We start from the raw sequence: 26,275 nt of genomic DNA, 5'->3' as shown, positions 1-26,275 counted from the left end.
AGGGCTACGGGCGGAGCAGACGCCAGCTCCGCCCCTGGCAGGCCCACGGCTTACTTCTCTTCCAGTTGCAGCACGGTATGCGCCAGGCTGACCACCGTCGCAAGACTGACATGGGTATTTTTATTCAGCGACTTATACAGACTGGTGCGACTTTTCGCCCCCGCCTCTTTGGCTACTGTGCTGTTGCCATGTTTTTCCACCGCGATTTTCAACGCCGCTTGCAGAATTTCCGGCCGGTTCTCAATCACGGCATCATAGAAGGCGCGAGAGATGACATCAGCGAAGTTCTTTTCTCGCACCGCAAGCGTGTGGCTGACATACTCCCCTTTTTTCCGCAATTCCGACGCGGAAATCTTAATATCCGGCGACCATTCCAGCGAACCATCCGGCAGCAGCCCAAACTTGATAAATAGGCTGGCGTTCGAAAATACCGGGCTGGAGGCATATTGATAAAGATTGATGTCGCAAACCAAACCATCCTCATAGGTCAGGCGCAACGAAAAGTCGCCAATCACGTCAACTTCCACGATTTTATGCATAAATGCCTCACAGTTTTCCCGGATTTCTCCCCACAACCGCCCGCTCCCACATACTCAGCAGTTGTTCCCGATGGGCTCTGATATGCGCAAGCGCCAGCTTGCGCTTGTTATTCGGCAGATATCCTTCGATCTCTGTTCCAGTACGAATACTGATGATCAGCTCATGGTTGCCGTAGCAGACATGCACATGCGGCAAGTGGTGCCGTTCATCATCGTAAAAGTACAAATGGAAAATTAGCCCTGCCAGTCTGTCAATCTCAGGCATTGGCACTCCTTGTCAATGAGCAGATTAACACCGTATCCCAAAGGATACAACCATTCGATTCCCGTCTTCTTGCCTGTAAAAGGCTTCATGTTGATTTCACTGAAAAATAAAAAGCCATTGCGCGCCGCTGAAACGTGCGGGTAAAGCGCCATCGCGCTGAAGACACAATAAAGGCCAGACTTTCTAACCTCGATAGGCAGTTTTCAGAGCTGGAACACGCTTCGCAACAGATTGGTTTTTCTCTGCCTGTTGCTGCGGCCTGCATCGCGCCGGGCACACGTCGTCAAATCTGCCGAACCTCGTCGACTGACACTCGTCACCGGCCGGTCACAGGCTGTCTTTCCCCCAAAAACTCACTTTAAATCTCTTATAAATCAAACTTATAAACCATAAGCATTCATTCTGGCATAAACCCTGCTTTATATATGGCGATGTGTCGGCGGCCGAGCCTTCGACATAACCCTTAGTCCATCAGAGCCGCGGAAGGAGACCCTGTCATGAACCGGTTCGTTTTAGCAGACCCCAGGAAATGTATTGGCTGCCGCACCTGCGAAGTCGCCTGCGTGCTGGCGCACAGCGACGGTAACCCGTCGTCGCTGTCGCCAGAGCATTTCACACCGCGCCTGAAAGTGGTGAAGGGGCTGAATGTCAGCACCACGATTCAATGCCGCCACTGTGAAGACGCCCCCTGCGCCAATGTTTGTCCCAACGGGGCGATCGTACACGCCGGCGATCATATCCGGGTGCAGCAGGAAAAATGCATTGGTTGCAAAACCTGCGTGGTGGCCTGCCCGTACGGCGCCATGACGGTGATCAGTAAACCGGTGGCGCGTATCAGCCATTATCAGACACTGGGTAACTGCATCAAGGCGGAGGCGCACAAGTGCGACCTGTGCGAAGGACGCGCCAACGGCCCGGCCTGTGTCGAAGTCTGCCCGACCAAAGCCCTGCGCCTGATCAGTCGGGAAGACATTCAGGAGATGATTCAACGTAAACAGCGGCGCGCAGCACTTGATGAAGCCGCGGAAATGAAATTCTGAGCGTGCCGCCGGTACGATGAAGGAGAGCAATGTCATGCAGAAAGTGATTACCGTCTGCCCTTACTGTGGGTCAGGCTGCAAAATTAACTTGTTGGTGGAAAACGGTAAAGTGGTCGGCGCGGAAGGCGCCAACGGCCTGACCAACGAAGGCGAACTATGCCTGAAAGGCTATTACGGCTGGGATTTTCTCAACGACACCAAGCTGTTAACCCCGCGACTGAAGCAACCGATGATCCGCCGCCAGAAAGGCGCGCCGTTTGAGGTAGTGTCCTGGGACGAAGCCATCGACTTCGCCAGTTCCCGCCTGAAAGCCATCAAAGAAAAATACGGCCCGGACGCCATCATGCACACCGGTTCTTCCCGCGGGCCGGGCAACGAAACCAACTATGTGATGCAGAAATTCGCCCGCGCGGTCACCGGCACCAACAACATCGACTGCTGCGCCCGCGTTTGCCACGGCCCGTCAGTCTCCGGTCTGCAGGTGACGCTGGGCAACGGCGCGATGAGTAACTCGATCTGCGAAATCGAACACACCGACTGCATTCTGGTGTTCGGTTACAACGCCGCCGATTCTCACCCGATTGTGGCGCGCCGCATCATCAAGGCCAAAGAACGCGGCGCCAAAATCATCGTCTGCGACCCGCGCCATATCGAAACCGCGCGTATCGCCGACCTGTGGCTGCCGCTGAAAAACGGCTCCAACATGGCGCTGGTCAACGCCTTCGCCAACGTGCTGATCAATGAAGGGTTGTATAACGCGAATTTCGTGGCCCAGCATACCGAAGGGTTCGAGGAATACCGCAATCTGGTGGCGAAATACACGCCGGAATACGTAGCGGACATCACCGGTCTCGACCCGCAGTTGATCCGCGACGCCATTCGCCTGTACGCCGCCGCGCCGTCCGCCACCATTTTGTGGGGCATGGGCGTCACCCAGTGGACGCAGGGCGTGGATGTGGTGAAAGGCTTGTCCGGTCTGGCGTTGCTCACCGGCAACCTCGGCCGCCCGAACGTCGGCGTCGGCCCGGTGCGCGGTCAGAACAACGTGCAGGGTGCCTGCGATATGGGCGCCCTGCCGAACCAGTTCCCCGGCTACCAGAAAGTCACCGATGCGGACCTGCGCGAAAAATTCGCTAAAGCCTGGGGCGTACCGTCGCTGTCCGACCGTATCGGCTACTCGCTGACCGATGTGCCGCACATGATCAAGGAAGGCAAGATCAAAGCCAATTACCTGATGGGCGAAGATCCGCTGCAAACCGAACCGGATTTGTCGGTGGTGCGCGAAACCTTCAACCAGTTGGAACTGCTGATCGTTCAGGACATCTTCATGACCAAGACCGCCGCCGTGGCGGACGTGATCTTCCCCGCGACGTCCTGGGGCGAACATGAAGGGGTGTATTCAGCCGCCGACCGTGGTTTCCAGCGTTTCTACAAGGCGGTGGAGCCGCAGGGCAACGTCAAGCCGGACTGGGAAATCATCAGCCTGATGGCAACCGCTCTGGGTTACCCGATGCATTACAACAACACTCAGGAAATCTGGGATGAGTTGCGCAATCTGTGCCCGCTCTACTACGGTGCCACCTACGAGAAAATGGCCGGTCTGGGCTATGTGCCGTGGCCGTGTCTGACCGAAGACAGCCCAGGCACGCCGTGGCTGTATGCCGGTAACCAGTTCGACCGCCCGAACGGTAAAGGCTTGCTGTTCGCGACAGAATGGCACCCGCCGATGGAGCAGACCGACGCCGACTACCCGCTGGTGCTTTCCACGGTGCGCGAAGTCGGTCACTACTCCTGCCGTTCCATGACCGGCAACTGTACCGCGCTGCAAACGCTGGCGGACGAACCGGGTTACGTACAGATGAACCCGGAAGACGCCGCACGCCTCGGCATTCGCGATCAGCAACTGACGTGGGTGGCGTCACGCCGCGGCAAAGTGATCAGCCGGGCGATGGTCAGCGAGCGCATCAATAAAGGCGCGGTTTACATGACCTATCAGTGGTGGATCGGCGCCTGTAACGAACTGACGCTGGACGAAGTGGACCCGATCGCTAAAACACCGGAATACAAACACTGCGCGGTGAAACTGGAACCGATCGCCGACCAGAACTGGGCGGAGAACTACGTCACACAGGAGTACAGCGCGCTGAAAGCCCGTCTGCGTAAAGAAGCGGAAGTCGCGGGTTAATCCCTACCCCTCCTCCCCGATCGGGGAGGAGGTTTTTTCAGACCCTCTCACCACCTCATCGCCTTAATCAGGAAATCCCTTCGATTTCCCGGGCGGAAATTCCCATGCGTTGCATCCGCGACAACAATGTGGTGCGTTTAAGCCCAAGCCGGGCGGCGGCGCCTTTCGGACCGGCGACGATGCCGTTGGTTTCCCGCAATACCCGGATAATCCGCTCGCGTTCCGATTCCTCTTCGGCATCCAACTGCCCGGATGACGGCTCGGCCGCCACCGGCGGCGGCGTAAAGTCGCGGTGCGCCGGTTTGGGCACCTCCAGCGGCGACAGATGATGCTGCAATTCATCTATCTGCAAATTAAGCGTGGTGCCGCGCGTCAGGATCACCGCCCGCTCCACCACGTTTTCCAGTTCCCGCACGTTGCCTGGCCACGGTAAACAGCTCAGCTGACGCAGCATGTCGGACGGAATGCTGTCGATAGTGCGGTTCATGCGACGGGCGATCTTGCGGGTGAAAAACTTCACCAGCAACGGAATATCTTCCGGCCGCTCGCGCAACGGCGGAATAACGATGGGAAACACGTTGAGTCGGTAATACAGGTCGCTGCGGTACTCGCGGTCCGCCACCATCTGTTTCAGGTCACGGTTGGTGGCGGCAATCAACCGCACATCCACCGGAATGACTTTGCTGCCGCCCAGCCGTTCTATCTCCCGCTCCTGCAACACCCGCAGTAGTTTAGGCTGCAATTCCAGCGGGATATCGCCCACCTCATCCAGAAACAGCGTGCTGTTATCCGCCAGTTCAAACCGCCCCTGGCGCTGGCTGGTGGCGCCGGTAAACGCGCCCTTTTCATGGCCGAACAGGTCACTTTCCAGCAGGCCGGACGGAATGGCGGCGCAGTTCATTTTCACCATATGCCGGGCTTTACGCTGGCTCAGGCTGTGGATAGCGCGGGCAATCAGCTCCTTGCCGGTGCCGGTTTCACCCAAAATCAGCACCGTGCTGTCGCTGGCCGCCACCATCTCCACCTGTTCCAGCACCTGCCGGATGGCGGCGCTGCGGCCGATGATTTCACCGAACTCGTCGCCGCTGCGCTGATGAATATGCTCGGTAAGCTGTTCCGTCAGGTAGAAATTCTCATGCACCAGCGAATCTTTCATGCGGGTGATCTGCTCATAGGCCAGCGCGTTATCCAGCGCAATGGCGATACGCGCGGCAATTTGCCGCAGCAGCCGGAGATCCGCTTCGCTGACCGCCAACGCTGAGCGGTGCGCCAGCTCCAGCACCCCCAACGTCCGGTTGCCAAACGCCAGCGGCAACAGGCAGACATGAGACAACGCATGGTCAAACCACTGACTGAGCGGGCGCGGCTCGCCGGCCTGGGGGCGCTCCGCCACCCGTACCAGCAGCGGTTGATGCTGCGCCATCACGCCGTCTGCCAGCGTTTGCGCCCGCTCCACCTCGCCTTGTACCGTTTTCGGCGCGCCGGCCTGCGGGTAGACGGTGGCGAGATACTTGAGCGCTTGCGCTTCGCCCTCGCCTTCTTTTAATACCAGCGCGATAAAATCAATGCCGAAGAAGCGGTGGATCTCGCGCGACACCTCCAGCGCCAGCGCCTGCAGCTCCAGTTTGGAAATCACGGTATTGGTGACATCCACCAGAATGCGCAGATGGTCGCGCTCATGGCGCAACCGCTCCTCTTCTTGCAGCACCTGCTCGCGTTCACTAATGTTTTCCACCACCAGCGCCACCACTCCAGCCAGCGCCTGGAAAAAGTCGAGTTCGTTATCGGTGAAACGGCTGCCGTCGGTCTTGAGGAATTCCACTCCGCCCAGCCCGCGGTGCGTGCCACACAGCGGCAACTGACAATAATCGCTCAGTCCGGCGTAGGCCGGCTGGTCGGTCAGGTGGGGAAAATCGCGCAGGAAGTGCGTGCGATCGCAGTGCAGCGGGGTCTGGGTGCTCCACACCACTCCGCCGGGACCGTTCGCCAGCAGAACCGCCTCTTCGCTGCACTGGGTACGCCCGGATTCGCGATCGTAGCGGTAGAAATTCATCTGGTTATGCAGCGGATCAAGCAGGATCAGATTGACCCGGCCAAAGCGCACCACTGAAAACGACACGCCATCCAGCGCCCGCAACAGGTCGGGAATGCTGCGCTGTTGCAACAATGACTGAGAAATTTTCAGCAAGGCATCCTGCCACAGAATAGACAGCCGGGACGGAGAGTCTGTCAGTCGTGTCGCCATAACCACCGTAATCCAATTTCCATAGATAGTGTGGGGAAATAGTGTAAGAGCTTCACTGACGAAATGACACGTCGCCTCACCAATAGCTTGATCTGAATCGTGCTAAACCGGAGCACGCCGGCAACAAGCGGTTACCGGATGAGCGATTATCGCCTGTCGCGCCAGATAATAATAAGAACCGTTTACTATTGTGGGTGTATTTTATACAGCGACCATTACCGATGCTTGCTGAGGTAATATTGTCTTGGTGTATATTATCGCGCTGAATTGGTTAAAACGCCGTCATATAAAAACCAAAATCCAACATTTCAGTTACATCCAGAAAGAAGAAAATAACATTTGTCCGCCCGTTCAATGCAATTAAAGCAGGTCATTAAAATTGCTGCTGTTTTTATTCAATTGCGATACGGTTTTTTCGTATTACGCCAGATTATATTTTCATGAATAGAAGGGTAATTACTGTTTATTAATCACTCATGTCATCAACCAATAATAAAATCGTGAATGGATAAAAATAGTTCAACGGCGATTATTGGATTTATTGCTGACTCAGATGATGATATAAGAAAAAGTTATGATTAACTCAAAAAGCGCCTGTCGTCTCACGACATAAAAAACACAACCAATTGATAAATATAAAATTATAGAAATAAATACACCTATTATTTATCTGGTTTTTACCCATGATCAACAGGGAAATAACGCATTTTTGACCTCATTCAGTGATGCATTTCATTTTATCAGCAGAAAAAAAGGGCAAAAATCCGATTTCGTTGTAATATTTCGCGCGGCAGACACAACACCCCACAAACAAATCAGGGTATCGGCCTGCGTATGTCTCACGACATCTCTGACCGCTACGCTGCAATAACACTGTGTGTTGTCTGAATACATTCATCAACATGAGGTTAATATGCAAAGGCAGAAGTTATTAATACAGATATGCTTGGCGATCGTGCTCGGTATTCTGATTGGTTGGGCATGCCACAACTATCTGGACGGTGCCCGCGCCAAAGAGGTGGCGTCTTACTTCAATATGGTCACCGACATCTTCCTGCGTCTGATCAAGATGATCATCGCGCCGCTGGTGTTCGCCACTCTGGTCTCCGGTCTGGCCAGCATGGGCAACTCTTCTGCCGTGGGCCGCGTCGGCCTGAAAGCTATGACCTGGTTCGTTACCGCGTCTTTCCTGTCGCTGCTGATCGGTATGATGCTGGCGAACTTCTTCCAGCCGGGCGTCGGCATGAATCTGGTCGCGCCGGTCAACCATGTCACCACCGGTCTGAATACCGATGGTTTCACGCTGAAAAACTTCATCAGCCATATCTTCCCGAAAAGCATCGTCGAAGCGATGGCCAACAACGAAATCCTGCAGATTCTGGTGTTCTCGCTGTTCTTCGGTTCTGCGCTGGCTTACGTCAAACACCATAACAAACAGGCCAACTTCATTCTGTCCACCATCGAAGAGCTGGCCAAAGTGATGTTCCGCGTGACTGACTACGTGATGGCGCTGGCGCCGATCGCCGTGTTCGCCGCCATCGCGTCCGCCATCACCACTCAGGGTCTGGGCCTGATCTACGACTTCGGCAAGCTGATCGGCGAGTTCTATCTCGGTCTGGCGCTGCTGTGGGCGGTGCTGTTCCTGGTCGGTTACGCCTTCCTTGGCCGCTCCATCGCGGTGCTGGCACGTCTGATTCGCGAACCCACCATGCTGGCGTTCGCCACCGCCAGCAGCGAGTCGGCCTACCCGAAAACCATGGATGCCCTGACGCGTTTCGGCGTACCGAAGAAGATCACCAGCTTTGTGCTGCCGCTGGGTTACTCCTTCAACCTGGACGGCTCCATGATGTACCAGTCGTTCGCTATCCTGTTCATCGCTCAGGCGTACAATATTGACCTGAGCCTGACCCAGCAGATCCTGATCCTGCTGACGCTGATGATCACCAGTAAAGGCATGGCGGGCGTCGCGCGCGCCTCCGTGGTGGTGGTAGCCGCCACCCTGCCGATGTTCAACCTGCCGGAAGCCGGCATCCTGCTGATTCTGGGTATCGACCAGTTCCTGGATATGGGCCGCACCGCGACCAACGTTATCGGCAACAGTATCTCGACCGCCGTGGTGGCCAGTCTGGAAAAAGACATCACCGACGACGAGGAAGAGCCTGAGGCGGAAGTGGCGCTGCAACAGGCCAGACAAGACGCCTGACCGTTCCCGACAACAGCTTAGTTCATCAAACAGCGGCCCTGCGGCCGCTGTTTTTTATTGCGCCGAACGCGGCGCGGTCATCGCCCGCCAGAATGACTCCGACGCCACGTTAAGCCGCGCATCCAGCCGGTACAGATACACCTGCATCTTCATCACCGCCTGATCCAGTTTCAGCACCGTCAGCTCCTTGTGCGCCAGCTCATCGCGGATGGAATAATCCGGCAGCCAGGCGATGCCGTGTCCCTGCTTCGCCATACGTTTGAGCAAGTCGCTCATCGAGGAGACAAAACTCACGGTAAACCGCTCGGGCGCCAGCGTGGAAAGATAGCGGTTGACCTGACGCCCCATGTAGCTGGTGTCGGTGTAATTGAGCAGCGGCAGCCCGGCGGCACGGATGTCAAACAACGGTTTGCCGGCCGCATCGCAGGCGCAAACCGGGTACAGGGTGGAATCCATGATGCGGGTATGGCGAAACGGCTCCGACATCAGTTCCTCGTTGTAAAACGAAAAAATAAAATCGCTGCGCCCTTCTTTCAGATTGAGTACCGCATCATCCACATCGATCGATTCAACATAGAAAATCTTCTCCTGCCGATCCGGCACGGTTTTAAGCAGTTCCGGCATCACAAACACCGACAGCGAATGCGCTGCCGCAATCGTGATCTTGTTCTTGTAATGGCTGCCGCCGTGCAGTTTGTGAATCTGGTATTCCAGATCGTCGAGGGTGTTGCGGATATGGGCGTGAAAAATCTTGCCCGGTTCGGTCAGTTGCAACGGCTGGGCGCCGCGGTCGAAAATATCGAACCCCACCGCCTCTTCCAGCGCCCGGATTCGTCGGCTGAATGACGACTGGGAAATGTTGCGCGTCTCGGCTGCCAGCGTAAAACTGCGGTGCTCCTCCAGTGCGATAAAATCGTATAACCATTTGGTTTCAATGTTATTTAGCATCGACACTCACCTTTCAGAAAAACGCATTACGCGCATAACGCCAGCACAGTTATGCAAAACATACATAGAGGATGGGAATTTCGCAATTCACATTTCCGGGCGCTGTGCGATGATTTTTCCACTCCAACATCACCATCAATGAGGCGGAAAACGTGAATCCTGTAGTCGGCATTCTTGGCGGCATGGGACCCGGTGCGACCGTGGATGCCATGCAAAAACTCATCCGGCATACTCCGGCCAGAAAGGATCAGGAACATATTCCGGTGATCGCGGTTTCTATCCCGGATATTCCCGATCGTACCCAATGTATTCTCAATCACAGCGCCTCACCACTGAAGAAAATGGTGGAGTACATGAAAATTCTGGAGAGAGCCGGCGCGACCTGCATCATCATTCCCTGCAACACCGCGCATTACTGGTTCGAGGATTTGAAGCGGTATACCCAGTTGGAGATGATCAGCATTATTGACGCTACCTGTCAGCAGGTGGCTGAACAGCGCGTCCGTCACGTCGCCATCCTGGCCACCACCGCCACCGTGCGCGGCGAAATTTACCAGCACGCACTGGCCGATCAACAGGTGCGCTGCACATTACCGACCGACGAGCAGCAGGACGCGGTGATGAACAGTATCTACGCCTACAAGGCGGGCGATGCCGCGCAAGCCCGGGCGCTGCTGCTGCCGGTGGTCGACTCGCTGCGGCAGCGGGGCGTGGAAAAAATCATTCTGGGTTGTACCGAGCTGCCGCTGATTCTGGAGCCGGAAGCCGTCGCCGAGCCAGACGCCTATCTGGATGCCACCGATGCGCTGATCAGAAAAACCATCGCCTGGTATTACCAGCAGGTAACGCATCCGCCGGTCGCCGCGTAATTTTTCTCTGTCGGTCGCAGTCTACTGTCGCCAGCCTTTGTTATGATAACGTCAGGTGACAATACAGGGACTGATTAACAGAGAACCATGAAAGCGAAACCAGTAACGCTCAATGACGTGGCGGCTTACGCCGGGGTATCGTACCAGACAGTCTCCCGGGTGCTGAATCAAGCGCCTCATGTCTCAGACCGAACCCGGGGAAAAGTGGAGCAGGCAATGGCCGCGCTCCACTACATCCCCAACCGGGTGGCCCAGCAACTGGCGCGCCGCAGCGCCACCACCATCGGTCTGGCGACCATCGACCTGTCGCTGCACGCGCCCTCCCAAATTGCCGCCGCGATTAAAACCACCGCCAGCGAACTGGGATTCAACGTGGTGATATCCATGCTGCGCGCCGTCGATGGCAATGACGTTCAGCGCGCGGTCAATGAACTGCTGGCGCAACGGGTGGACGGCGTGATCGTCAACGTGCCGCTGGAACAGGAAGCGGCGGAGCAAATCCACCAGTTGTGCGCCGCCACGCCGGCGCTGTTTCTCGACACCTCCCCCGCCGCCGACCTGCCGAGCGTGATATTCGACCCGCATCAGGGCACCAAACTGGCTATCGATCATCTGGTGGAGCTGGGCCATCGCCGGATTGCCTTGCTTGCCGGCCCGCAAAGCTCGGTATCCGCCCGGCTGCGTTATGAAGGCTGGCAACAGGCGCTTGCGGCCCATCTGCTGACGCCCTGCGCCATTGCGGAAGGAGACTGGAGCGCCAGTTCCGGCTATCAGCAGGCGCATCTGCTGCTGGCGAATGCGGTTCGCCCGACCGCCATTGCCGTCGCCAACGATCAAATGGCGCTGGGCGTTCTGCGGGCCATCCACGAGTATGGCCTGCGGGTACCGGAACAGATCTCGGTGATTGGCTTTGACGACACCCGCGACAGCGCCTATTTCCAGCCTCCGTTGACCACCATCCGTCAGGACTTCCGGCAACTGGGCCGGGAAAGCGTCAACCGGTTGCTGGAATGCCTGCAACACCCGCACACCCCCGCCCCGCTGCGGCTGAAAACCACGCTGATCCCCCGTCAGACCACCGCCGCCTGGCAACCCTCCATACTGTCGCCGCAGGACGTCGCGCTACAGCTGATTACACTGGCGCGGCAGTTACAACGCTAATCCATTCCCCAACGCCGATTGGTTTTGTGATCGACGCCACTTTCCGGCGTCCTTGCGCTTTACTCACGCCCGGCAAGCCGCGATCCTGCCAGTAAAATTGTGAGCGGATAACAATTCTTGTTCATCCGCCAGTCGGGCGCTTTCAGCCACTCACTTTCAGCCAACAAAGGAAAGCCTGCTTTATGTCCACTGCTTCCGCTTACGTTCCTCTATCCGGCATCTCGCTGGCGGATATTCTGGCCAGACGCGACTGGGAAAACCCGGCTTGTCCTCACGCTCGCCGGCTGGACGCCCATCCGCCGTTTTCCAGCTGGCGCAGTCTCGACGCTGCGCGTGACGACCAGCCTTCCGAGCGGCGTCAGTGGCTGAATGGCGCATGGACCTTCAGCTATTTCCCGCGCCCGGAAGCGGTGCCGGAACAGTGGCTGACGCAGGATCTGACCGGCGCTGACGCTATCGCCGTGCCATCCAACTGGCAGTTGGCGGGCTACGACGCGCCGATTTACACCAACATCAAATACCCGATACCGGTCAACCCGCCGTTCGTACCGCAAGACAACCCCACCGGTTGTTACTCGCTCACATTCCCAGTTAACGCCGACTGGCTGGCGCAGGGCCAGACCCGCATCGTGTTCGACGGCGTGAATTCCGCCTTTCACCTGTGGTGCAACGGCAACTGGGTCGGCTATTCCCAGGACAGCCGGCTACCGGCGGAGTTCGACCTGACGCCCTGCCTGCAGCCGGGAGAAAACCGGCTGGCGGTGATGGTGCTACGCTGGTCTGACGGCACCTATCTGGAAGATCAGGACATGTGGCGCATGAGCGGCATTTACCGCGACGTCTACCTGCTGCATAAACCGGCGGTGCATCTGCGCGATGTGCAGATCACCACCCCGCTGCGCCACAGCTACACGCAGGGCGCGCTGTGCGTTACCGCGCAGGCTAATCTGCCGGAAGAACAGGCGCAGGCGTGGCAACTGCATGTGCAGCTGTGGCGCGGCGGGCAACTGGTGGGTGAAAGCCGCGCGCCGTTCGGCACGCCGGCGATCGATGAACGCGGCGCCTACCATGACCGCGTAAGCCTGCAACTGGAGGTGGAGCGGCCCGCACTGTGGAGCGCGGAAGAACCCAATCTGTATCGGGCGGTGGTGGCGCTGGAGCACGCCGACGGCACGCTGGCGGAAGCGGAAGCTTATGACGTCGGCTTTCGCGAGGTCGCCATCCGTAACGGCCTGCTGCTGCTCAATGGTCAGCCGCTGCTGATTCGCGGCGTCAACCGCCATGAACACCACCCGCAACGCGGTCAGGCCATCGATGAAGCGACCATGCGGCAGGATATTCTGTTAATGAAGCAGCACAACTTCAACGCGGTGCGCTGCTCTCACTATCCCAATCATCCGCTGTGGTATCGGCTATGCGACCGTTATGGCCTGTACGTGGTGGACGAAGCCAACATCGAGACTCACGGCATGCAGCCAATGAGCCGCCTGTCCGACGACCCGCGCTGGCTGCCGGCTTACGCCGAGCGCGTCACCCGCATGGTACAGCGCGATCGCAATCATCCCTGCATCATCATCTGGTCGCTGGGCAACGAGTCTGGCTACGGCCCTACCCACAGCGCACTCTACCAATGGGTGAAACAGCAAGACCCGAGTCGGCCGGTGCAATACGAAGGCGGCGGCGCCAACACGCCCGCCACCGATATTCTGTGCCCGATGTACGCCCGGGTGGATCAGGACCAGCCGTTCCCGGCGGTGCCGAAGTGGTCGATCAAAAAATGGATCGGTCTGCCGGGAGAAAACCGGCCGCTGATTCTGTGTGAATACGCGCACGCCATGGGCAACAGCTTTGGCGGATTCGACCGTTACTGGCAGGCATTCCGTCAGTATCCGCGGCTGCAAGGCGGCTTCGTCTGGGACTGGGTGGATCAGGCGCTGGTGCGTGAGCAGGATGGTAAACCGCATTGGGCTTACGGCGGCGATTTCGGCGATAAACCCAACGACCGTCAGTTCTGCCTCAACGGTCTGGTGTTCCCCGACCGCACGCCGCATCCGGCGCTGTACGAAGCCCAGCGCGCCCAGCAGTTTTTCCAGTTCACCCGCCATGAGGACAACCCGCTGACGCTGACCGTCACCAGCGAATACCTGTTCCGTCATAGCGATAACGAGGAGCTGCGCTGGCGCATCATGCAGGATGACGTCCAACTGGCGTCAGGCGTGGCGCCGCTCACTATCGCACCGCAGGGCTGCCAGACCTTCACTCTGCTCGAACAGTTGCCTGCGCCGCAACACCACGCCGATATGTGGCTGACGGTGGAGGTGGTTCAGCCGAACGCGACTGACTGGTCGCCCGCCGGGCACCGCTGCGCCTGGGATCAATGGCCGCTGCCGATGCCGCTGGCGTACCCGGCGTCACGCCAGGCCGACGGCGCATGTCCAACCCTGACTCGGGATGATGACTGCTTCGATATCAGCCACGGCCAGCAACGCTGGAGCTTCGACAAACGTAGCGGTCTGCTGACTCAGTGGTGGCGCGACGGGCAGCCGCAGTTGCTCAGTCCGTTGCAGGACAATCTGACGCGCGCGCCGCTGGATAACGACATCGGCATCAGCGAAGTGGACCGCATCGACCCGAACGCCTGGGTGGAACGCTGGAAGCTGGCCGGGCTGTATCAGTACCAGACCGACTGCCGACAGATCCGCGCCGATACGCTCAGCGACAGCGTGCTGATCACCACCGAACACGTCGGCCATTACCAGCAACAGGTGTTGTTCATCAGTCGCAAACAGTGGCGTATTGACGCACAAGGCGTGTTGACGGTGAATGTCGACGTGGACGTTGCCCGTCACCTGCCGCCGCTGGCGCGCATCGGCCTCTGTGGTCAACTGGCGGCGGTCAACCCACAGGTAAGCTGGCTTGGGCTGGGTCCGCACGAAAATTATCCCGACCGCCGCCTCGCCGCGCTGCACGGCCGCTGGCAGCAACCGCTGGACGCGATGCACACGCCGTACATTTTCCCATCGGAAAACGGCCTGCGCTGCCACACCCGGGAACTGCGCTACGGCAACTGGCTTATTGAAGGCGACTTCCACTTCGGTATCGGCCGCTACAGCCTGCGACAGTTGATGGATTGCACCCATCAGCATCTGTTGCAGCCGGAGCCGGGCACCTGGCTCAATCTGGACGGATTTCACATGGGCATCGGCGGCGACGACTCCTGGAGCCCAAGCGTCGCGTCGGATTTCCTGCTGACCGCGCCCCGCTACCGTTACCAGTTGCAACTGCGGCTGCAATAATCCCGCCGGGCCGGCAGCATCACGCTACTGCCGGCCTGCTGTTTTACCACGGCGACACAACGTAAAACGCCGTTCAATCAAGACGATCGTGTGAAAAAGTCGGCATATTGCGCATTCCCTCGCCAAACGCGTCAAAAATGTGGTTTACACCTTTGACATGCACGGCAGACCCCGTTATCATGCGCCCCGTTCAAGCGATTCCTCTGTAGTTCAGTCGGTAGAACGGCGGACTGTTAATCCGTATGTCACTGGTTCGAGTCCAGTCAGAGGAGCCAATTTAAAGAAAGCAGACGTTCACTGACGTCTGCTTTTTTGCTATTTATCAATTGGTTATCCCCTCTCAGTCGTTCACCCTCGTTCACTAAAAACCACTCGAAGCCATATCATTTTGATGGTAAAAATGCTGGTAATGCTGGTTCGATTTCCCTTTTACCAACAAACGAGGGGGCGTGTTCATGTCACTGACTGATATTAAAGCAAAAAATGCAAAACCCCTTGAGAAGGAATACAAGCTGACTGATGGCTTTGGTATGTTCCTTCGTGTTACCCCTAAAGGTTCGAAATACTGGCAAATGGCCTACCGTTTCGAAGGAAAGCAAAAACTTTTCTCTATCGGTGTTTACCCTGCTGTTTCTCTTTCTGACGCAAGACAACGCCGTGACGAGGCCAGAAAGCTTCTGGCTCAGGGTATTGACCCTAATGCAAAGAAACAGGCAGAGGTTAAAGAGCTTAAAGCCAAACGTGATAATACACGCTCCTTCAGAACAGTAGCCAAAGCGTGGTTCGCCACGAAAACAAAATGGTCTGATGATTATGGTGATGCCGTATGGAAGCGCCTTGAAACTTATGTCTTCCCGGTAATCGGTGACAAAGATGTTGCCGAACTGGATACAGGTGATCTGCTGGTTCCGGTGAAAAAGGTGGAGGCTCTTGGTTATCTTGAAGTCGCCATGCGCATTCAACAATACATTACGGCAATCCTGCGTCATGCCGTCCAGCAAAAGCTGATACGCCATAACCCAGCCTATGATATGGAAGGGGCAGTTCAGAAACCACAAACTGAACACCGCCCTGCACTGGAGCTGGAAGAAATACCTCAACTACTGAACAAAATTGCCGAATACAAAGGCCGCAGGTTAACCATACTGGCAATACAGCTCAATCTGATGATTTTCATTCGTTCCAGTGAGTTGCGTTTCGCTCGCTGGTCAGAAATTGATTTCAAAAGTAAGTTATGGGTGATACCCGAACAGCGTGAAGCGATTGAAAACGTCAAACATTCAACTCGTGGGGCTAAAATGAAACGTAAGCACTTCGTTCCCCTTTGTAAACAGGCCATGAAGATACTCAAAGAGATCCGACAACTGACTTATGAAGAAGGTCAAGATGATGGGTTAATTTTTACTGGCTGTTATGACTCGTTTAAACCCATGAGTGAAAACACCATCAACAAAGCCCTCCGCAATATGGGCTATGACACGAAGCAGGACATCTGTGGACACGGTTTTCGAACTCTGGCCTGTAGTGCTTTGATTGAGTCTGGTTTATGGTCAGAAGACGCTGTGGAGCTTCAGATGAGTCATAAGGAAAGCAACAGTGTCCGGGCAGCTTATACTCACAAAGCTAAACACCTTGATCAACGTCGCCTGATGCTCCAGTGGTGGGCTGATTTCCTTGATGCCAACAGCAACAGTATGATCAGGCCGTTTGAGTTTGCCCACAGGAATCAAAGCTAACTGCCTGATAACCCACCATATAACAGTATGTAACACTTTGTTTTAACGATGTTTGAATAGCCATCAACCTGTGATGGCTACTACACCATTCTATTATGAATTTTCAGCAATATTTGATATCGTAGCAATATTGAATACCGAGGAAATAACCATGATATCAGGTCTTGATGGTGGAATTTTCATCCTTAGCTCAATGGCTAAAGAAAGAGTCAAATCAGGTCTACTTGACAGAGCAACAATAGAAGGCTCTAAAGGCGAGTATACCGTGATTTTTGATGGTTCAGAATGGGAAGGTAAGCCTTTAGTCTTATGCAGTTCCAGACAGCCTTATGAAGCACGAGTCTTCAAAAGCATAGATGGTGCAGCGGCAGAGCTACTACGCATAGGTCTAAGTGAAGCTTCAATCAAAAACACCACCAAATCGAACACTAAATAATCAGGCTTAAAATGGATATGCAAAAAGAAACGATTTTTTCTGAAGTAGAAACCGCGAACAGCAAACAGCTTGGTGTATTGAAGGCTAACTTTCCGCAGTGTTTTGATAAAAACGGGGCTTTCATTCAAGAGAAATTGCTTGAGATCGTCAAGTCGTCGGATATTGAACTCTCTAAAGAGTCATACAGCTTAAACTGGCTGGGTAAGTCCTTTGCCCGGCTGTTGGCTAACCTACCACCGAAGACGTTACTTACGGAAGATAAAGACCATAACCAACACGATGAGAACAAATGCAGTAAAAATCTGTTAATCAAAGGAGATAACCTCGAAGTATTGAAGCATATGGTTAATGCGTATGCTGAACAGGTTAAGATGATTTACATTGATCCTCCATACAATACAGGTAAGGATGGGTTTGCCTATAACGATGATCGCAAGTTTACACCTGAACAGCTTTCTGAACTTGCGGGTATCGATCGTGATGAAGCTACACGTGTACTCGATTTTACTGTCAAGGGTTCAAGTAGCCATAGCGCATGGCTGACATTCATTTATCCTCGTCTTTATATTGCTCGTGAACTAATGAAAGAAGATGGGACTATTTTTATCTCTATCGATCATAATGAGTTTAGTCAATTAAAACTTGTTTGTGATGAGATTTTTGGTGAGCAAAATTATGTTGGAGATATTGTGTGGAAAAATGCAACTGATAATAATCCGTCAAACATAGCTGTAGAGCATGAATATATTATTGTTTACGCAAAAAACAAAGAGCAACTTGAAAGTGAGTGGAAGTCTAACATTTCAGATGTTAAGAATTTACTTATCAACATAGGTGAAGAATTCACATCAAAATATTCGGGTGATGAACTTAAGGAAAAATATACCCAATGGTATCGTGAACATAAATCTGAATTATGGCCTCTTGACCGATACAAATATATAGATAAAGATGGCGTCTATACTGGTAGCCAGAGTGTACATAACCCCGGAAAAGAGGGGTACAGGTATGATGTTTTACATCCAGAAACTAAAAAACCATGTAAACAACCTCTTATGGGATATCGTTTTCCATCAGAGACAATGGATCGGCTCCTATTAGAAGAAAAAATTATCTTTGGTGATGATGAAAACAAAATTATAGAGTTAAAGGTTTATGCTAAAGATTATAAACAAAAATTAAGCTCTGTTATTAATCTTGATGGGCGTACAGCAACGAATGAACTCAAAGAGTTATTTCCTGAAATGACTCAACCATTTACAAATGCTAAAACAATAAAATTAGTAGAAGATTTAATCTCTTTTGCATGTGATGGAGAAGGTGTTGTTTTAGATTTCTTTGCTGGTTCAGGAACTACAGCACATACAGTATTTAATTTAAATCATAAAAATAAAACATCGTATCAGTTTATTACAGTTCAACTAGATGAGCCAACAAAAGACAAATCTGATGCTTTGAAGCATGGCTATAAAACAATTTTTGACTTAACAAAAGAGCGGTTAATTAGAGCTTCTAAAAATAACGGAAATCAAGGTTTTAAGGTTTATCAACTAATGACTGATTTTCGAGCAAAAGATGAGTCTGAACTTACGCTGTCTAATCTTAGCTTCTTTGACGATGCTGTATTGACACCTGAACAGTATGACACCCTATTGACTACATGGTGTGTATATGATGGTAGCTTGTTAACAACGCCAATTGAAGATATTGATCTTAATGGCTACAAAGCGCACTTGTGCGATGGTCGTCTTTATCTGATTGCGCCTAATTTCACTAGCGAAGCACTGAAAGCTTTACTTCAAAAGCTGGATGCAGACAAAGACTTTGCCCCTAATAAAGTTGTATTTTATGGCAGCAACTTCGAAAGTGCAAAACAGATGGAACTCAATGAAGCACTAAAAAGTTATGCTAATAAAAAATCTATTGATTTAGATTTGGTGGTAAGGAACTAATCATGTCTAAAGGATTCACATTCGAAAAGAATTTACCTCATCAAAAGGCTGGCGTTGATTCGGTGATGAATGTCTTTGTATCCGCCATACCTCATCAGATGGATCATGTTGCTATTCGCCTGTTAGCTAATCCAGAACTGAATCTATCTGAACAACAATACTACAACAACATAAAAAATGTTCAGGAATTCAATGGCATTGAGCACTTAAAAGATAATTACGATGCAAAAAGCAACGTCATTGATGTTTCTATGGAGACAGGGACAGGTAAAACCTATACCTACACAAAAACAATTTTTGATCTGAACAAATCTTTTGGCATTAATAAATTTATTATTATTGTTCCTACACTTTCAATTAAAGCTGGAACAGTTAACTTTTTAAAAAGTGATGCTTTAAAAGAACACTTCCGAGATGATTACGAGCGTGAACTAAAGACTTATGTAGTTGAGAGTCAGAAAAACTCTGGTAAAAATACAAAATCGTATATGCCTCAAGCTATTCATGATTTTGTTGAAGCCAGCAATTTCAACAAAAAATATATACACGTTCTTGTAATCAACTCAGGAATGATTAACTCCAAGTCTTTAACTGACACTTATGATGTTGGTTTGCTTGATAATCAGTTTGATACACCATTTGCTGCTCTAAGTGCGGTTAAACCATTTATTATTATTGATGAACCTCATAAGTTCCCTACAGCTAAAAAAACATGGGAGAATATTGAGAAATTCAATGCTCAATATATTATTCGTTACGGCGCAACCTTTAGTGAAGGCTATAAAAATTTAGTTTATCGCCTGACAGCCGTAGATGCATTTAATGAAGATCTTGTTAAAGGCATTGATGCTTACATTGAAGATATTGTTGGTGATGGTAGCGCCAACCTCAAGTTCGTAAAATCTGACGGTAAAGAAGCTATTTTTGAGCTTACCGAAAATGGTAACAAAAAAACGTTCAAATTAGCAAAAGATGAATCGCTATCGAAAACACATAGCGCAATTCATGATTTAACACTCGATGCGTTAAATAAAAGCACTGCAGTGTTGAGTAATGGTATTGAACTAAAAATTGGTAGTTCAATAAACCCCTACTCTTACGATCAGACGCTCGCTGACAACATGATGCTTAAAGCTGTCAAAGAACACTTTAAGTTAGAAAAAGAGTATCTGACACAAAGACCACGTATAAAGCCTCTTACTCTTTTCTTCATTGATGATATTGAAGGCTACCGTGATGGTAATGATATTGCCGGAAGCCTGAAAACTAAGTTCGAAGAATACGTTCTGTCAGAAGCGAATGAACTTATAAAAACAGAGAAGGATGAGTTTTATCGAAACTACCTTGAAAAAACTATTCAGGATGTATCTTCTGTTCATGGTGGCTATTTTTCGAAAGATAACAGTGATAAAGATGATAAAATTGAGCAGGAAATCAACGAAATCCTTCATGACAAAGAGCTTCTTTTATCTTTAGAAAATCCTCGCCGTTTCATTTTCTCTAAGTGGACGTTGCGTGAGGGGTGGGATAACCCAAACGTATTCCAGATTTGTAAGCTACGTTCGAGCGGTAGCACCACATCTAAACTTCAAGAGGTAGGGCGTGGTTTACGTCTTCCCGTGAATGAATACATGTGCCGAGTGAAAGATCGCAATTTCACACTCAACTACTATGTTGATTTTACGGAAAAAGATTTTGTTGATTCTCTTGTCAAAGAGGTTAACGATAGCTCTTTCAAAGAAACTATACCAAGTAAGTTTACTCAAGAGCTTAAGGATAAAATCTTATCTCAGTATCCTGAACTTTCATCCAGAACACTAATGAATGAAATTTTTGATGCTGAAATCATCGATGAGAATGAAAACTTTAAAGACTCTGGTGCCTATACTCGCTTAAAAGATAAATATCCAGCAGCATTCCCTACCGGAGTTAAACCAAACAAAATCAAAAAATCCACTGATGGTAAAAAACGTACTAAAATGCGTGTTGGCAAGTTCAGTGAACTGAAAGAACTGTGGGATTTGATCAATCAAAAAGCTGTGATTGAATATAAAATTAATAGCGAGAGTGAATTCTTATCAATATTCAAGTCGTTCATGCTCGAAGAAAAAGATAGATTTACTAAATCAAGCGTTCATACTCGCATTGATAGAATTTATATCCATAATGATACGGCAATGTCGAAAAGCATAATTAGTGATGATGATAACTTTGCTAAACTCAACACAATGAGTTATCGAGAATTTCTTGATAACTTATCACAAACTATGTTTGCTAAACACGATACCTTGCATAAGGTTTTTTGTGATATAAAAGACACTATCAATATCACTGACTACCTGAACATTCAAACTATCAGAAAGATTAAATCTGGCTTTAGCAAGTATTTGTTGAACAATTCGTTTAACAAGTTCAGTCTTGGCTACAATGTGATATCAAGCTCTATTCATCCTACAAAGTTGACTAATGCAGATGGTAATCCTTTAAATGAGGTATTATCAAGTGATCTTGGTGTATTGCAGGATAATACAAAATCACCATTGGATTCTTATCTTTTTGAAGAAGTATTTTATGACTCAGAGCTTGAACGGCTCAACATAACAGATGGAGAGATCCAGTCTGTATCTGTTTTCACAAAGATACCGAAGAACTCCATTAAGATCCCGGTTGCGGGTGGTTATACATATTCTCCTGACTTTGCTTACGTTGTTAAAACCACCAAAGGTGATTATCTAAACTTTATCATTGAAACAAAAAACGTAGACGGAAAAGATAGCCTGCGGCTTGAAGAGAAGCGTAAGATTGAACATGCTCAGGCACTGTTCAATCAAATAAGTAAAACGGTCAATGTGGAGTTTAAAACGCAGTTTGCTGATGATAGCATTGCTAATTTAATTAAGAGTAGCATTCATTAATCCTTTTCCCCTCACTGTTCATTCATTAGTGAGGGGGAACTGATATAAATGCGAAAGGATATTTGTGTTTTTTTAAATAGCTGTGAATATAAGAGTATTACTATTACCACCGGCTGAACACTGCGTAGCAGTTTTAGCCACATCCAGCACATCACCTGCTGCTTTCACATTCGCCGCGACTCCTACGCCAACCTCATAGAAATTTCCTGCTGCTGCAGTTACTATTTTGGTACATTCCGCTGCAGGAACATTAGAATAAGTAATATTAAAAGAAGAACCGGGTGCTTTTGATGGACCAGTTGCTGCAGCTCCCAATATAACATCACCTTTAAATGCATTAATTGGCTTCACTGCTGACTCAGAGCCACTCAACATATTATCAGGGAAAATCTTAGCCTGAACTGCCACAGTGTTTGAAAGACCAGTAAAACTTGATGCTGAAGTATATAACGATTTAACACCAGCCTGAATAGTGGCTATATTATTACTTTCTGCCTGCGCACGCTGTGAAGCCTGTACTTTAGGGTAAACAATAAATGCTGCAACCACTAATGCAGATATAATCCCAAGAACCAACAGAAGTTCTAAGAGCGAGAATCCTTTCTTGCTTTTTTTGTATTTAATTAATACTGCTTTTTTCATTTCCTTTATATCTCCTTAGTTATTTGGATAGATATAAAAGAGATAAACCAGATAAAATATTAAACAAGACTTTTATATTCTTTATATACTCTTATCCGATAAGCGGACTACCTGATAAAAACAAAAAAAGACCAGATCATTCTGGTCTTTTTTTGGAAGCGAGCTTCGTTGACTTTATTAAAAACCATCAAAGATTTACAAGATTGAATATGGAGTTATTCTTCTTTGATAGTAATTAAACGTTACAATTTACTTTCAAGCATGTCAAATTTAATTGTTTGATTATGCCATTATTTTTTAATCCTTTTATAAACTCCGTTTCCTTGTGAAATATCGAGTTGAATATTAATACCACTACCCAGAAACTTATATATTGCCATGATAAAGTGAACTCTCGTTCAACGAATGCCTGATTTACCGACATCTGGATCACTCCATTTGAATATGTGAAACTTCCGGGGTAGCAGCTCCCACATCCATCTCCCCACCAACGGGTTATCCTTTCGCTAACTAATTTTATTTCAGAGCGTGTAATACCATCTCGCCAGAAAGTCAAATCAGTATAAACGTCTTTCCTACAACTATTGCTGGAGTTGTTTCCTGCATGACAAGATAAAATTATTTTTAGCGGTTTTGGAGCATCTGCTGCATAATTTATTCTTCGCCAAATCCCATCCTGACAGGAAATAATAGCCCCTGTGGATTCCTTACTGATTAATCCTTGGGTAGGACAGGCTGTTCCTACAACCTCAGTCGAGTTAGGTAAAAAATAGTTTGCGTCGATAGTTTTATCTGAATGAATATTTCCGGTAGCTTCTATATTTCCACTTACCTTCACATATCCACTCAGAATCCCTCCGGTTGTTTGAACATTTTTACCATTATACGCAGTGATGGTATTCGCATCTTTCATATACCATCCTCCACCATATTTCTGAAAATATATACCTCCGTCATTTAATGTTCTGAACCAGTTCTGCGTATATGTCTCACCTCTTGATTGGATATTTTGGGCTGAAACAGTGTTATTAGCATTTATTGAACCATTGACCTGAGCACTACCGCCAACACGGATATGTGCACCGACAACTGTATCTCCTGTAGAATTCAGAACATTAGCAGTCGCAGTTCCCGCAGCAGTTATATCTTGGACATTCTTGATGCTTTTACCTCCCATATTAAGATCCCCCGTCATCGGCAATGTGCCATCACGACGAAGATAAATAGAATACATGGTGGAATCATATCCTACACGATAGGCCATCAATCCAGCACTTGTGATATTACTGTAATCTGTAGATGTTTCTTTCCATGCACCCTGCAAACCTGATGCTAACGTTGCTGATTGCGTCATACCACTATCAATACCTGCCGCTTGCATCGCTCGACCCAATAAATCGTAACGATACTTATCCCCTTCCATCCAAGGCAAAGTCGTTGTAATAAGACCATTAACTACATAGTTAGGTGATATTCCTGAACGTTTTAATATAATTTTATATGAAGATTTTTGTGCATTAATACCGGTGTATGACGCAGGTAATAACCCTTCATTAACCAGTGTCTGGTATGTAATTTCGCAGCCAGAAGCATTACAGATACGGGGACCCGGATCGCTTGACTGACTGCTGCTTGAAGTCAGAGTGGAAAGTTTATCATATCGGATATTAATATAACCATTAACCGCCTCCCCGACCTGTTTAATTTGCTGACCAACAGCATTAGCTATAATCGTTTCCTGTTCATTTTTCATATCCTGAAAACGCATAAATGCCATCATGCTACCCACACCCAGCACCAATACGAGTTCTAACAGGGAGAACCCTTTCTTATTTTGTTTTTTCATTTTCATCGTCCTTTTTTATTTCACGTATTAATTAATTATCAAAAATAAACAGGAGGTCAAGACCGATGAATATATAACCAATGAAAAGATTAATAACAAAATTTCAAATGAGCCGATTTTATCTCTCTCTATCCGGTTTGTGGTATCATTACAATGATTTTATACATTCAGGATAAAAGAGAATGACAGACGCTATTAAAACACTTAATAACATCCGTACCCTTCGCGCTCAGGCACGAGAAACAGATCTGGCTACACTTGAAGAGATGCTGGAGAAATTAACTTCTATTGTCGAAGACAGACGCCAAGAGGAAACAATCGCAAAGCAACAAAATGCTGAACGTCAGGGCAAAATCGAAGCCCTGCGTGCGCAACTGCTTGAAGATGGCATTGACCCGTCTGAGCTGCTGGGTAATGTTAAATCATCACGTCCTGCTGCTGTCCGTGCTCCTCGTCCTGCAAAGTACAAATACATCGACGAAAATGGCGATGAGAAAACGTGGACGGGTCAGGGACGTACACCAAAAGTGATTGCAGCTGCACTGGAAAGCGGTAAGGTTCTGGAAGATTTTGCCATTTGATTAAGAGTTTTAATTTGCTGCCAAGGATGGTGGTAAAAATTGGCTACCGCGCCCTCTGGGGCTTGCTCAACAGCTCCCCAGCCTAAAACAAGTTTTAAGCCGAAGAGCTGTTCGGACGTGAAATGATTTTATGGTCTGAATTTCTTGAGAACTCTTTCAATGTAGATTTGTCCATTAACTTTATACCGTTCGATATCGTGTGTATGTAACGATGGAACTTCTAACAACAAACCAAAGAGTAATTGCTTATCTACCTCACTTATATCACAGTTTAGAACCTTGGCAACCTCTGCACCAAGAATTATTTTTTGTCGTGTGTTTTCTTTTTTACTGTCTCTTTTTTCTTTTGCTTTAAGGTAATTTAATTTATTTTGTGCTCCAGCAATTTTCTGCTCAAGTGTTTTCTTAATTTCCGGCCTGCTTCTATCACTCTGAAAAACATTGCCAGTTAGATAGGTATTTTTTATTTCATCATCATTCATTCTTTTCTCCACTGATATCTATGATTGTAAGGAATGTTACTTCTGAATTCATCATCTGAAAGTGCTCGTTTGATTGATTTAATCCGGGAACGGAACTGTTTCTTTTCCTGTTTCTTTTTAAACTCAACTCTTATTTCTGTGATTATCTTTTCTGCTTCACTATACGCTTTTTCCAGATCGGTATAGATTCCATTATCAAGTAATCGTTTTGCTTCAAGATCGATGGCTTCATCGTTATTTTTATACATAAAACCTCCTTGTCTTTATTTCCTTAACACCAATTAGCATAATTAATAAATTAATCAATAGTATACAAAAATTATTTTATTATATATCTTCAAGTCTTTTAATGGACTTTAAAATTATCTCTATAACTAACTACATTCAGAAGTGATCATGGTAAGCGCAGTAAATAGTAGGAAAGGGCCTATTGGCCCTTTCTTTAACACTTATGCGCACTCAGGAAGACTCAAAAGGTTATTAGGCTGTTCGCCATCATTTTGTGTTTTTAAGTATTTGTTACCAGAAGCGCTAACAGCAACAATCACCCACACTGAATGTCCTCCTGCATTAACATAAAATCTCCATTTCCCAGATTCTATTCCGCTTATAGCCTCTTGCTGTGTGAGCTTCCATCTGGTGCCATCAGCATTCTTACCGCCAATATGAGTTATCCTTTCATGAGCACTCTGGCGATTGCTTTTATTGATACATAACACTTGATGTTCGGACATTTTATCCTCATTATAATTGCTGTATGTAATTAATAAACTGATCATCATTCCCAATGCATCAAACTGCTTTAAGAAATGATGCAGACTGAGTTTAGGCCATATCCTCACGATTTCCAGTCAACAAGAACCTGAATCGCGCACTTTGTAATTTATGCAACACAAGTGATAGCAACTACTAACTTAAAATATCTGATACTCTC

Annotated in this window: 20 protein-coding genes and 1 tRNA gene; 12 read left to right on the top strand and 9 right to left on the bottom strand. The window is 49.3% G+C overall.

Annotation, left to right across the window (positions count from 1 at the left end; all coding sequences use genetic code 11):
• Positions 1 to 50 precede the first annotated feature (50 nt).
• Together DXXMK7_RS07430 and DXXMK7_RS07425 are read right to left on the bottom strand one after the other, a co-directional pair.
• The gene (locus tag DXXMK7_RS07430) at positions 51 to 539 is read right to left on the bottom strand and encodes a DNA-binding protein (RefSeq protein WP_038918520.1); all 489 of its coding nucleotides are present in this window, start codon (positions 537 to 539) and stop codon (positions 51 to 53) included.
• A gap of 7 nt (positions 540 to 546) precedes the next feature.
• Positions 547 to 804 (bottom strand): DUF4160 domain-containing protein, encoded by a 258-nt coding sequence (locus tag DXXMK7_RS07425; RefSeq protein WP_038918519.1) that lies wholly within the window; start codon positions 802 to 804, stop codon positions 547 to 549.
• Positions 805 to 1,301: 497 nt separating this feature from the next.
• Between DXXMK7_RS07425 and DXXMK7_RS07420 the strand changes: the two genes are divergently transcribed.
• Complete coding sequence (locus tag DXXMK7_RS07420) at positions 1,302 to 1,844, top strand: 4Fe-4S dicluster domain-containing protein (protein ID WP_013317225.1); 543 nt, start codon at positions 1,302 to 1,304, stop codon at positions 1,842 to 1,844.
• Positions 1,845 to 1,878: 34 nt separating this feature from the next.
• Positions 1,879 to 4,029, top strand: coding sequence for a formate dehydrogenase subunit alpha (gene fdhF / locus DXXMK7_RS07415; protein ID WP_038918518.1), 2,151 nt, complete (start codon positions 1,879 to 1,881; stop codon positions 4,027 to 4,029).
• Positions 4,030 to 4,096: 67 nt separating this feature from the next.
• Here fdhF and flhA read toward each other — a convergent pair whose 3' ends face one another.
• Positions 4,097 to 6,274 (bottom strand): formate hydrogenlyase transcriptional activator FlhA, encoded by a 2,178-nt coding sequence (flhA, locus tag DXXMK7_RS07410; protein WP_049842419.1) that lies wholly within the window; start codon positions 6,272 to 6,274, stop codon positions 4,097 to 4,099.
• 913 nt (positions 6,275 to 7,187) lie between these two features.
• Here flhA and DXXMK7_RS07405 point away from each other — a divergent pair.
• Positions 7,188 to 8,477 (top strand): dicarboxylate/amino acid:cation symporter, encoded by a 1,290-nt coding sequence (locus DXXMK7_RS07405; RefSeq protein WP_038918517.1) that lies wholly within the window; start codon positions 7,188 to 7,190, stop codon positions 8,475 to 8,477.
• A 54-nt stretch (positions 8,478 to 8,531) separates the two neighbouring features.
• On the opposite strand, the gene hypT is transcribed toward DXXMK7_RS07405, so the two are convergent.
• Positions 8,532 to 9,425, bottom strand: coding sequence for a hypochlorite stress DNA-binding transcriptional regulator HypT (gene hypT, locus DXXMK7_RS07400; RefSeq protein WP_038660250.1), 894 nt, complete (start codon positions 9,423 to 9,425; stop codon positions 8,532 to 8,534).
• A gap of 152 nt (positions 9,426 to 9,577) precedes the next feature.
• Between hypT and DXXMK7_RS07395 the strand changes: the two genes are divergently transcribed.
• The 8 genes from DXXMK7_RS07395 to DXXMK7_RS07365 all read left to right on the top strand — a co-directional run bounded on the left by DXXMK7_RS07395 (position 9,578) and on the right by DXXMK7_RS07365 (position 21,790).
• On the top strand, positions 9,578 to 10,294 hold the full coding sequence (locus DXXMK7_RS07395; RefSeq protein ID WP_038918516.1) for an aspartate/glutamate racemase family protein: 717 nt from the start codon (positions 9,578 to 9,580) through the stop codon (positions 10,292 to 10,294).
• Positions 10,295 to 10,381: 87 nt separating this feature from the next.
• Positions 10,382 to 11,455 (top strand): LacI family DNA-binding transcriptional regulator, encoded by a 1,074-nt coding sequence (locus DXXMK7_RS07390; RefSeq protein ID WP_038660256.1) that lies wholly within the window; start codon positions 10,382 to 10,384, stop codon positions 11,453 to 11,455.
• 182 nt (positions 11,456 to 11,637) lie between these two features.
• Positions 11,638 to 14,751 (top strand): beta-galactosidase, encoded by a 3,114-nt coding sequence (locus tag DXXMK7_RS07385; protein WP_038918514.1) that lies wholly within the window; start codon positions 11,638 to 11,640, stop codon positions 14,749 to 14,751.
• 199 nt (positions 14,752 to 14,950) lie between these two features.
• A tRNA-Asn gene (locus tag DXXMK7_RS07380) sits at positions 14,951 to 15,026 on the top strand.
• Positions 15,027 to 15,206: 180 nt separating this feature from the next.
• Entirely contained in the window at positions 15,207 to 16,487 is a 1,281-nt protein-coding gene (locus DXXMK7_RS07375; protein WP_038918513.1) for an integrase arm-type DNA-binding domain-containing protein, read from the top strand.
• 73 nt (positions 16,488 to 16,560) lie between these two features.
• Entirely contained in the window at positions 16,561 to 16,923 is a 363-nt protein-coding gene (locus DXXMK7_RS21795; protein ID WP_238555982.1) for a hypothetical protein, read from the top strand.
• An 11-nt stretch (positions 16,924 to 16,934) separates the two neighbouring features.
• Complete coding sequence (locus DXXMK7_RS07370) at positions 16,935 to 18,875, top strand: site-specific DNA-methyltransferase (protein WP_038918511.1); 1,941 nt, start codon at positions 16,935 to 16,937, stop codon at positions 18,873 to 18,875.
• Positions 18,876 to 18,877: 2 nt separating this feature from the next.
• The gene (locus DXXMK7_RS07365; RefSeq protein ID WP_038918509.1) at positions 18,878 to 21,790 is read left to right on the top strand and encodes a type III restriction-modification system endonuclease; all 2,913 of its coding nucleotides are present in this window, start codon (positions 18,878 to 18,880) and stop codon (positions 21,788 to 21,790) included.
• Positions 21,791 to 21,862: 72 nt separating this feature from the next.
• Here the strand turns inward: DXXMK7_RS07365 and DXXMK7_RS21790 are convergent, their stop codons facing one another.
• Positions 21,863 to 22,432 (bottom strand): type 4 pilus major pilin, encoded by a 570-nt coding sequence (locus DXXMK7_RS21790; RefSeq protein WP_071605188.1) that lies wholly within the window; start codon positions 22,430 to 22,432, stop codon positions 21,863 to 21,865.
• A gap of 235 nt (positions 22,433 to 22,667) precedes the next feature.
• Positions 22,668 to 24,278: a shufflon system plasmid conjugative transfer pilus tip adhesin PilV gene (pilV, locus tag DXXMK7_RS21785; protein WP_084682748.1), complete on the bottom strand. Its 1,611-nt coding sequence runs from the start codon at positions 24,276 to 24,278 to the stop codon at positions 22,668 to 22,670.
• A 182-nt stretch (positions 24,279 to 24,460) separates the two neighbouring features.
• On the opposite strand from pilV, the gene DXXMK7_RS07360 reads away from it, so the two are divergent.
• Positions 24,461 to 24,859, top strand: coding sequence for an H-NS family nucleoid-associated regulatory protein (locus tag DXXMK7_RS07360; protein WP_038918508.1), 399 nt, complete (start codon positions 24,461 to 24,463; stop codon positions 24,857 to 24,859).
• A 128-nt stretch (positions 24,860 to 24,987) separates the two neighbouring features.
• Here DXXMK7_RS07360 and DXXMK7_RS07355 read toward each other — a convergent pair whose 3' ends face one another.
• The 3 genes from DXXMK7_RS07355 to DXXMK7_RS21780 form a co-directional block, all read right to left on the bottom strand.
• Positions 24,988 to 25,341 carry a conjugal transfer protein TraD gene (locus DXXMK7_RS07355; RefSeq protein WP_038918507.1) on the bottom strand — a complete coding sequence of 118 codons (354 nt, stop codon included), beginning with the start codon at positions 25,339 to 25,341 and terminating at the stop codon, positions 24,988 to 24,990.
• Positions 25,338 to 25,589, bottom strand: coding sequence for a hypothetical protein (locus tag DXXMK7_RS07350; protein ID WP_038918506.1), 252 nt, complete (start codon positions 25,587 to 25,589; stop codon positions 25,338 to 25,340). Before DXXMK7_RS07350 ends, DXXMK7_RS07355 begins: the two co-directional genes overlap by 4 nt.
• Positions 25,590 to 25,790: 201 nt before the next feature.
• Positions 25,791 to 26,075, bottom strand: coding sequence for a DUF3892 domain-containing protein (locus tag DXXMK7_RS21780; protein ID WP_032667201.1), 285 nt, complete (start codon positions 26,073 to 26,075; stop codon positions 25,791 to 25,793).
• Positions 26,076 to 26,275: the final 200 nt, after the last annotated feature.

Origin of the sequence: Dickeya sp. MK7 (genome assembly GCF_000406305.1) — a bacterium.
GTDB lineage: Bacteria > Pseudomonadota > Gammaproteobacteria > Enterobacterales > Enterobacteriaceae > Dickeya > Dickeya fangzhongdai.
Note: the sequence above shows the minus strand (reverse complement) of the source record. Positions and strands in the feature narration are given on the sequence as shown.

What these genes read in the sequence shown, in the direction of transcription:
- DXXMK7_RS07375 (WP_038918513.1), top strand. Translation starts at nt 15,207, where the DNA reads ATGTCACTGACTGATATTAAAGCAAAAAATGCAAAACCCCTTGAGAAG.
- DXXMK7_RS07390 (WP_038660256.1), top strand. Translation starts at nt 10,382, where the DNA reads ATGAAAGCGAAACCAGTAACGCTCAATGACGTGGCGGCTTACGCCGGG.
- DXXMK7_RS07425 (WP_038918519.1), bottom strand. Translation starts at nt 804, where the DNA reads ATGCCTGAGATTGACAGACTGGCAGGGCTAATTTTCCATTTGTACTTT.
- DXXMK7_RS07365 (WP_038918509.1), top strand. Translation starts at nt 18,878, where the DNA reads ATGTCTAAAGGATTCACATTCGAAAAGAATTTACCTCATCAAAAGGCT.
- DXXMK7_RS07370 (WP_038918511.1), top strand. Translation starts at nt 16,935, where the DNA reads ATGGATATGCAAAAAGAAACGATTTTTTCTGAAGTAGAAACCGCGAAC.
- DXXMK7_RS07420 (WP_013317225.1), top strand. Translation starts at nt 1,302, where the DNA reads ATGAACCGGTTCGTTTTAGCAGACCCCAGGAAATGTATTGGCTGCCGC.
- flhA (WP_049842419.1), bottom strand. Translation starts at nt 6,274, where the DNA reads ATGGCGACACGACTGACAGACTCTCCGTCCCGGCTGTCTATTCTGTGG.
- fdhF (WP_038918518.1), top strand. Translation starts at nt 1,879, where the DNA reads ATGCAGAAAGTGATTACCGTCTGCCCTTACTGTGGGTCAGGCTGCAAA.
- DXXMK7_RS21795 (WP_238555982.1), top strand. Translation starts at nt 16,561, where the DNA reads ATGGCTACTACACCATTCTATTATGAATTTTCAGCAATATTTGATATC.
- pilV (WP_084682748.1), bottom strand. Translation starts at nt 24,278, where the DNA reads ATGAAAAAACAAAATAAGAAAGGGTTCTCCCTGTTAGAACTCGTATTG.
- DXXMK7_RS21790 (WP_071605188.1), bottom strand. Translation starts at nt 22,432, where the DNA reads ATGAAAAAAGCAGTATTAATTAAATACAAAAAAAGCAAGAAAGGATTC.
- hypT (WP_038660250.1), bottom strand. Translation starts at nt 9,425, where the DNA reads ATGCTAAATAACATTGAAACCAAATGGTTATACGATTTTATCGCACTG.
- DXXMK7_RS07385 (WP_038918514.1), top strand. Translation starts at nt 11,638, where the DNA reads ATGTCCACTGCTTCCGCTTACGTTCCTCTATCCGGCATCTCGCTGGCG.
- DXXMK7_RS07360 (WP_038918508.1), top strand. Translation starts at nt 24,461, where the DNA reads ATGACAGACGCTATTAAAACACTTAATAACATCCGTACCCTTCGCGCT.
- DXXMK7_RS21780 (WP_032667201.1), bottom strand. Translation starts at nt 26,075, where the DNA reads ATGTCCGAACATCAAGTGTTATGTATCAATAAAAGCAATCGCCAGAGT.
- DXXMK7_RS07405 (WP_038918517.1), top strand. Translation starts at nt 7,188, where the DNA reads ATGCAAAGGCAGAAGTTATTAATACAGATATGCTTGGCGATCGTGCTC.
- DXXMK7_RS07350 (WP_038918506.1), bottom strand. Translation starts at nt 25,589, where the DNA reads ATGTATAAAAATAACGATGAAGCCATCGATCTTGAAGCAAAACGATTA.
- DXXMK7_RS07430 (WP_038918520.1), bottom strand. Translation starts at nt 539, where the DNA reads ATGCATAAAATCGTGGAAGTTGACGTGATTGGCGACTTTTCGTTGCGC.
- DXXMK7_RS07355 (WP_038918507.1), bottom strand. Translation starts at nt 25,341, where the DNA reads ATGAATGATGATGAAATAAAAAATACCTATCTAACTGGCAATGTTTTT.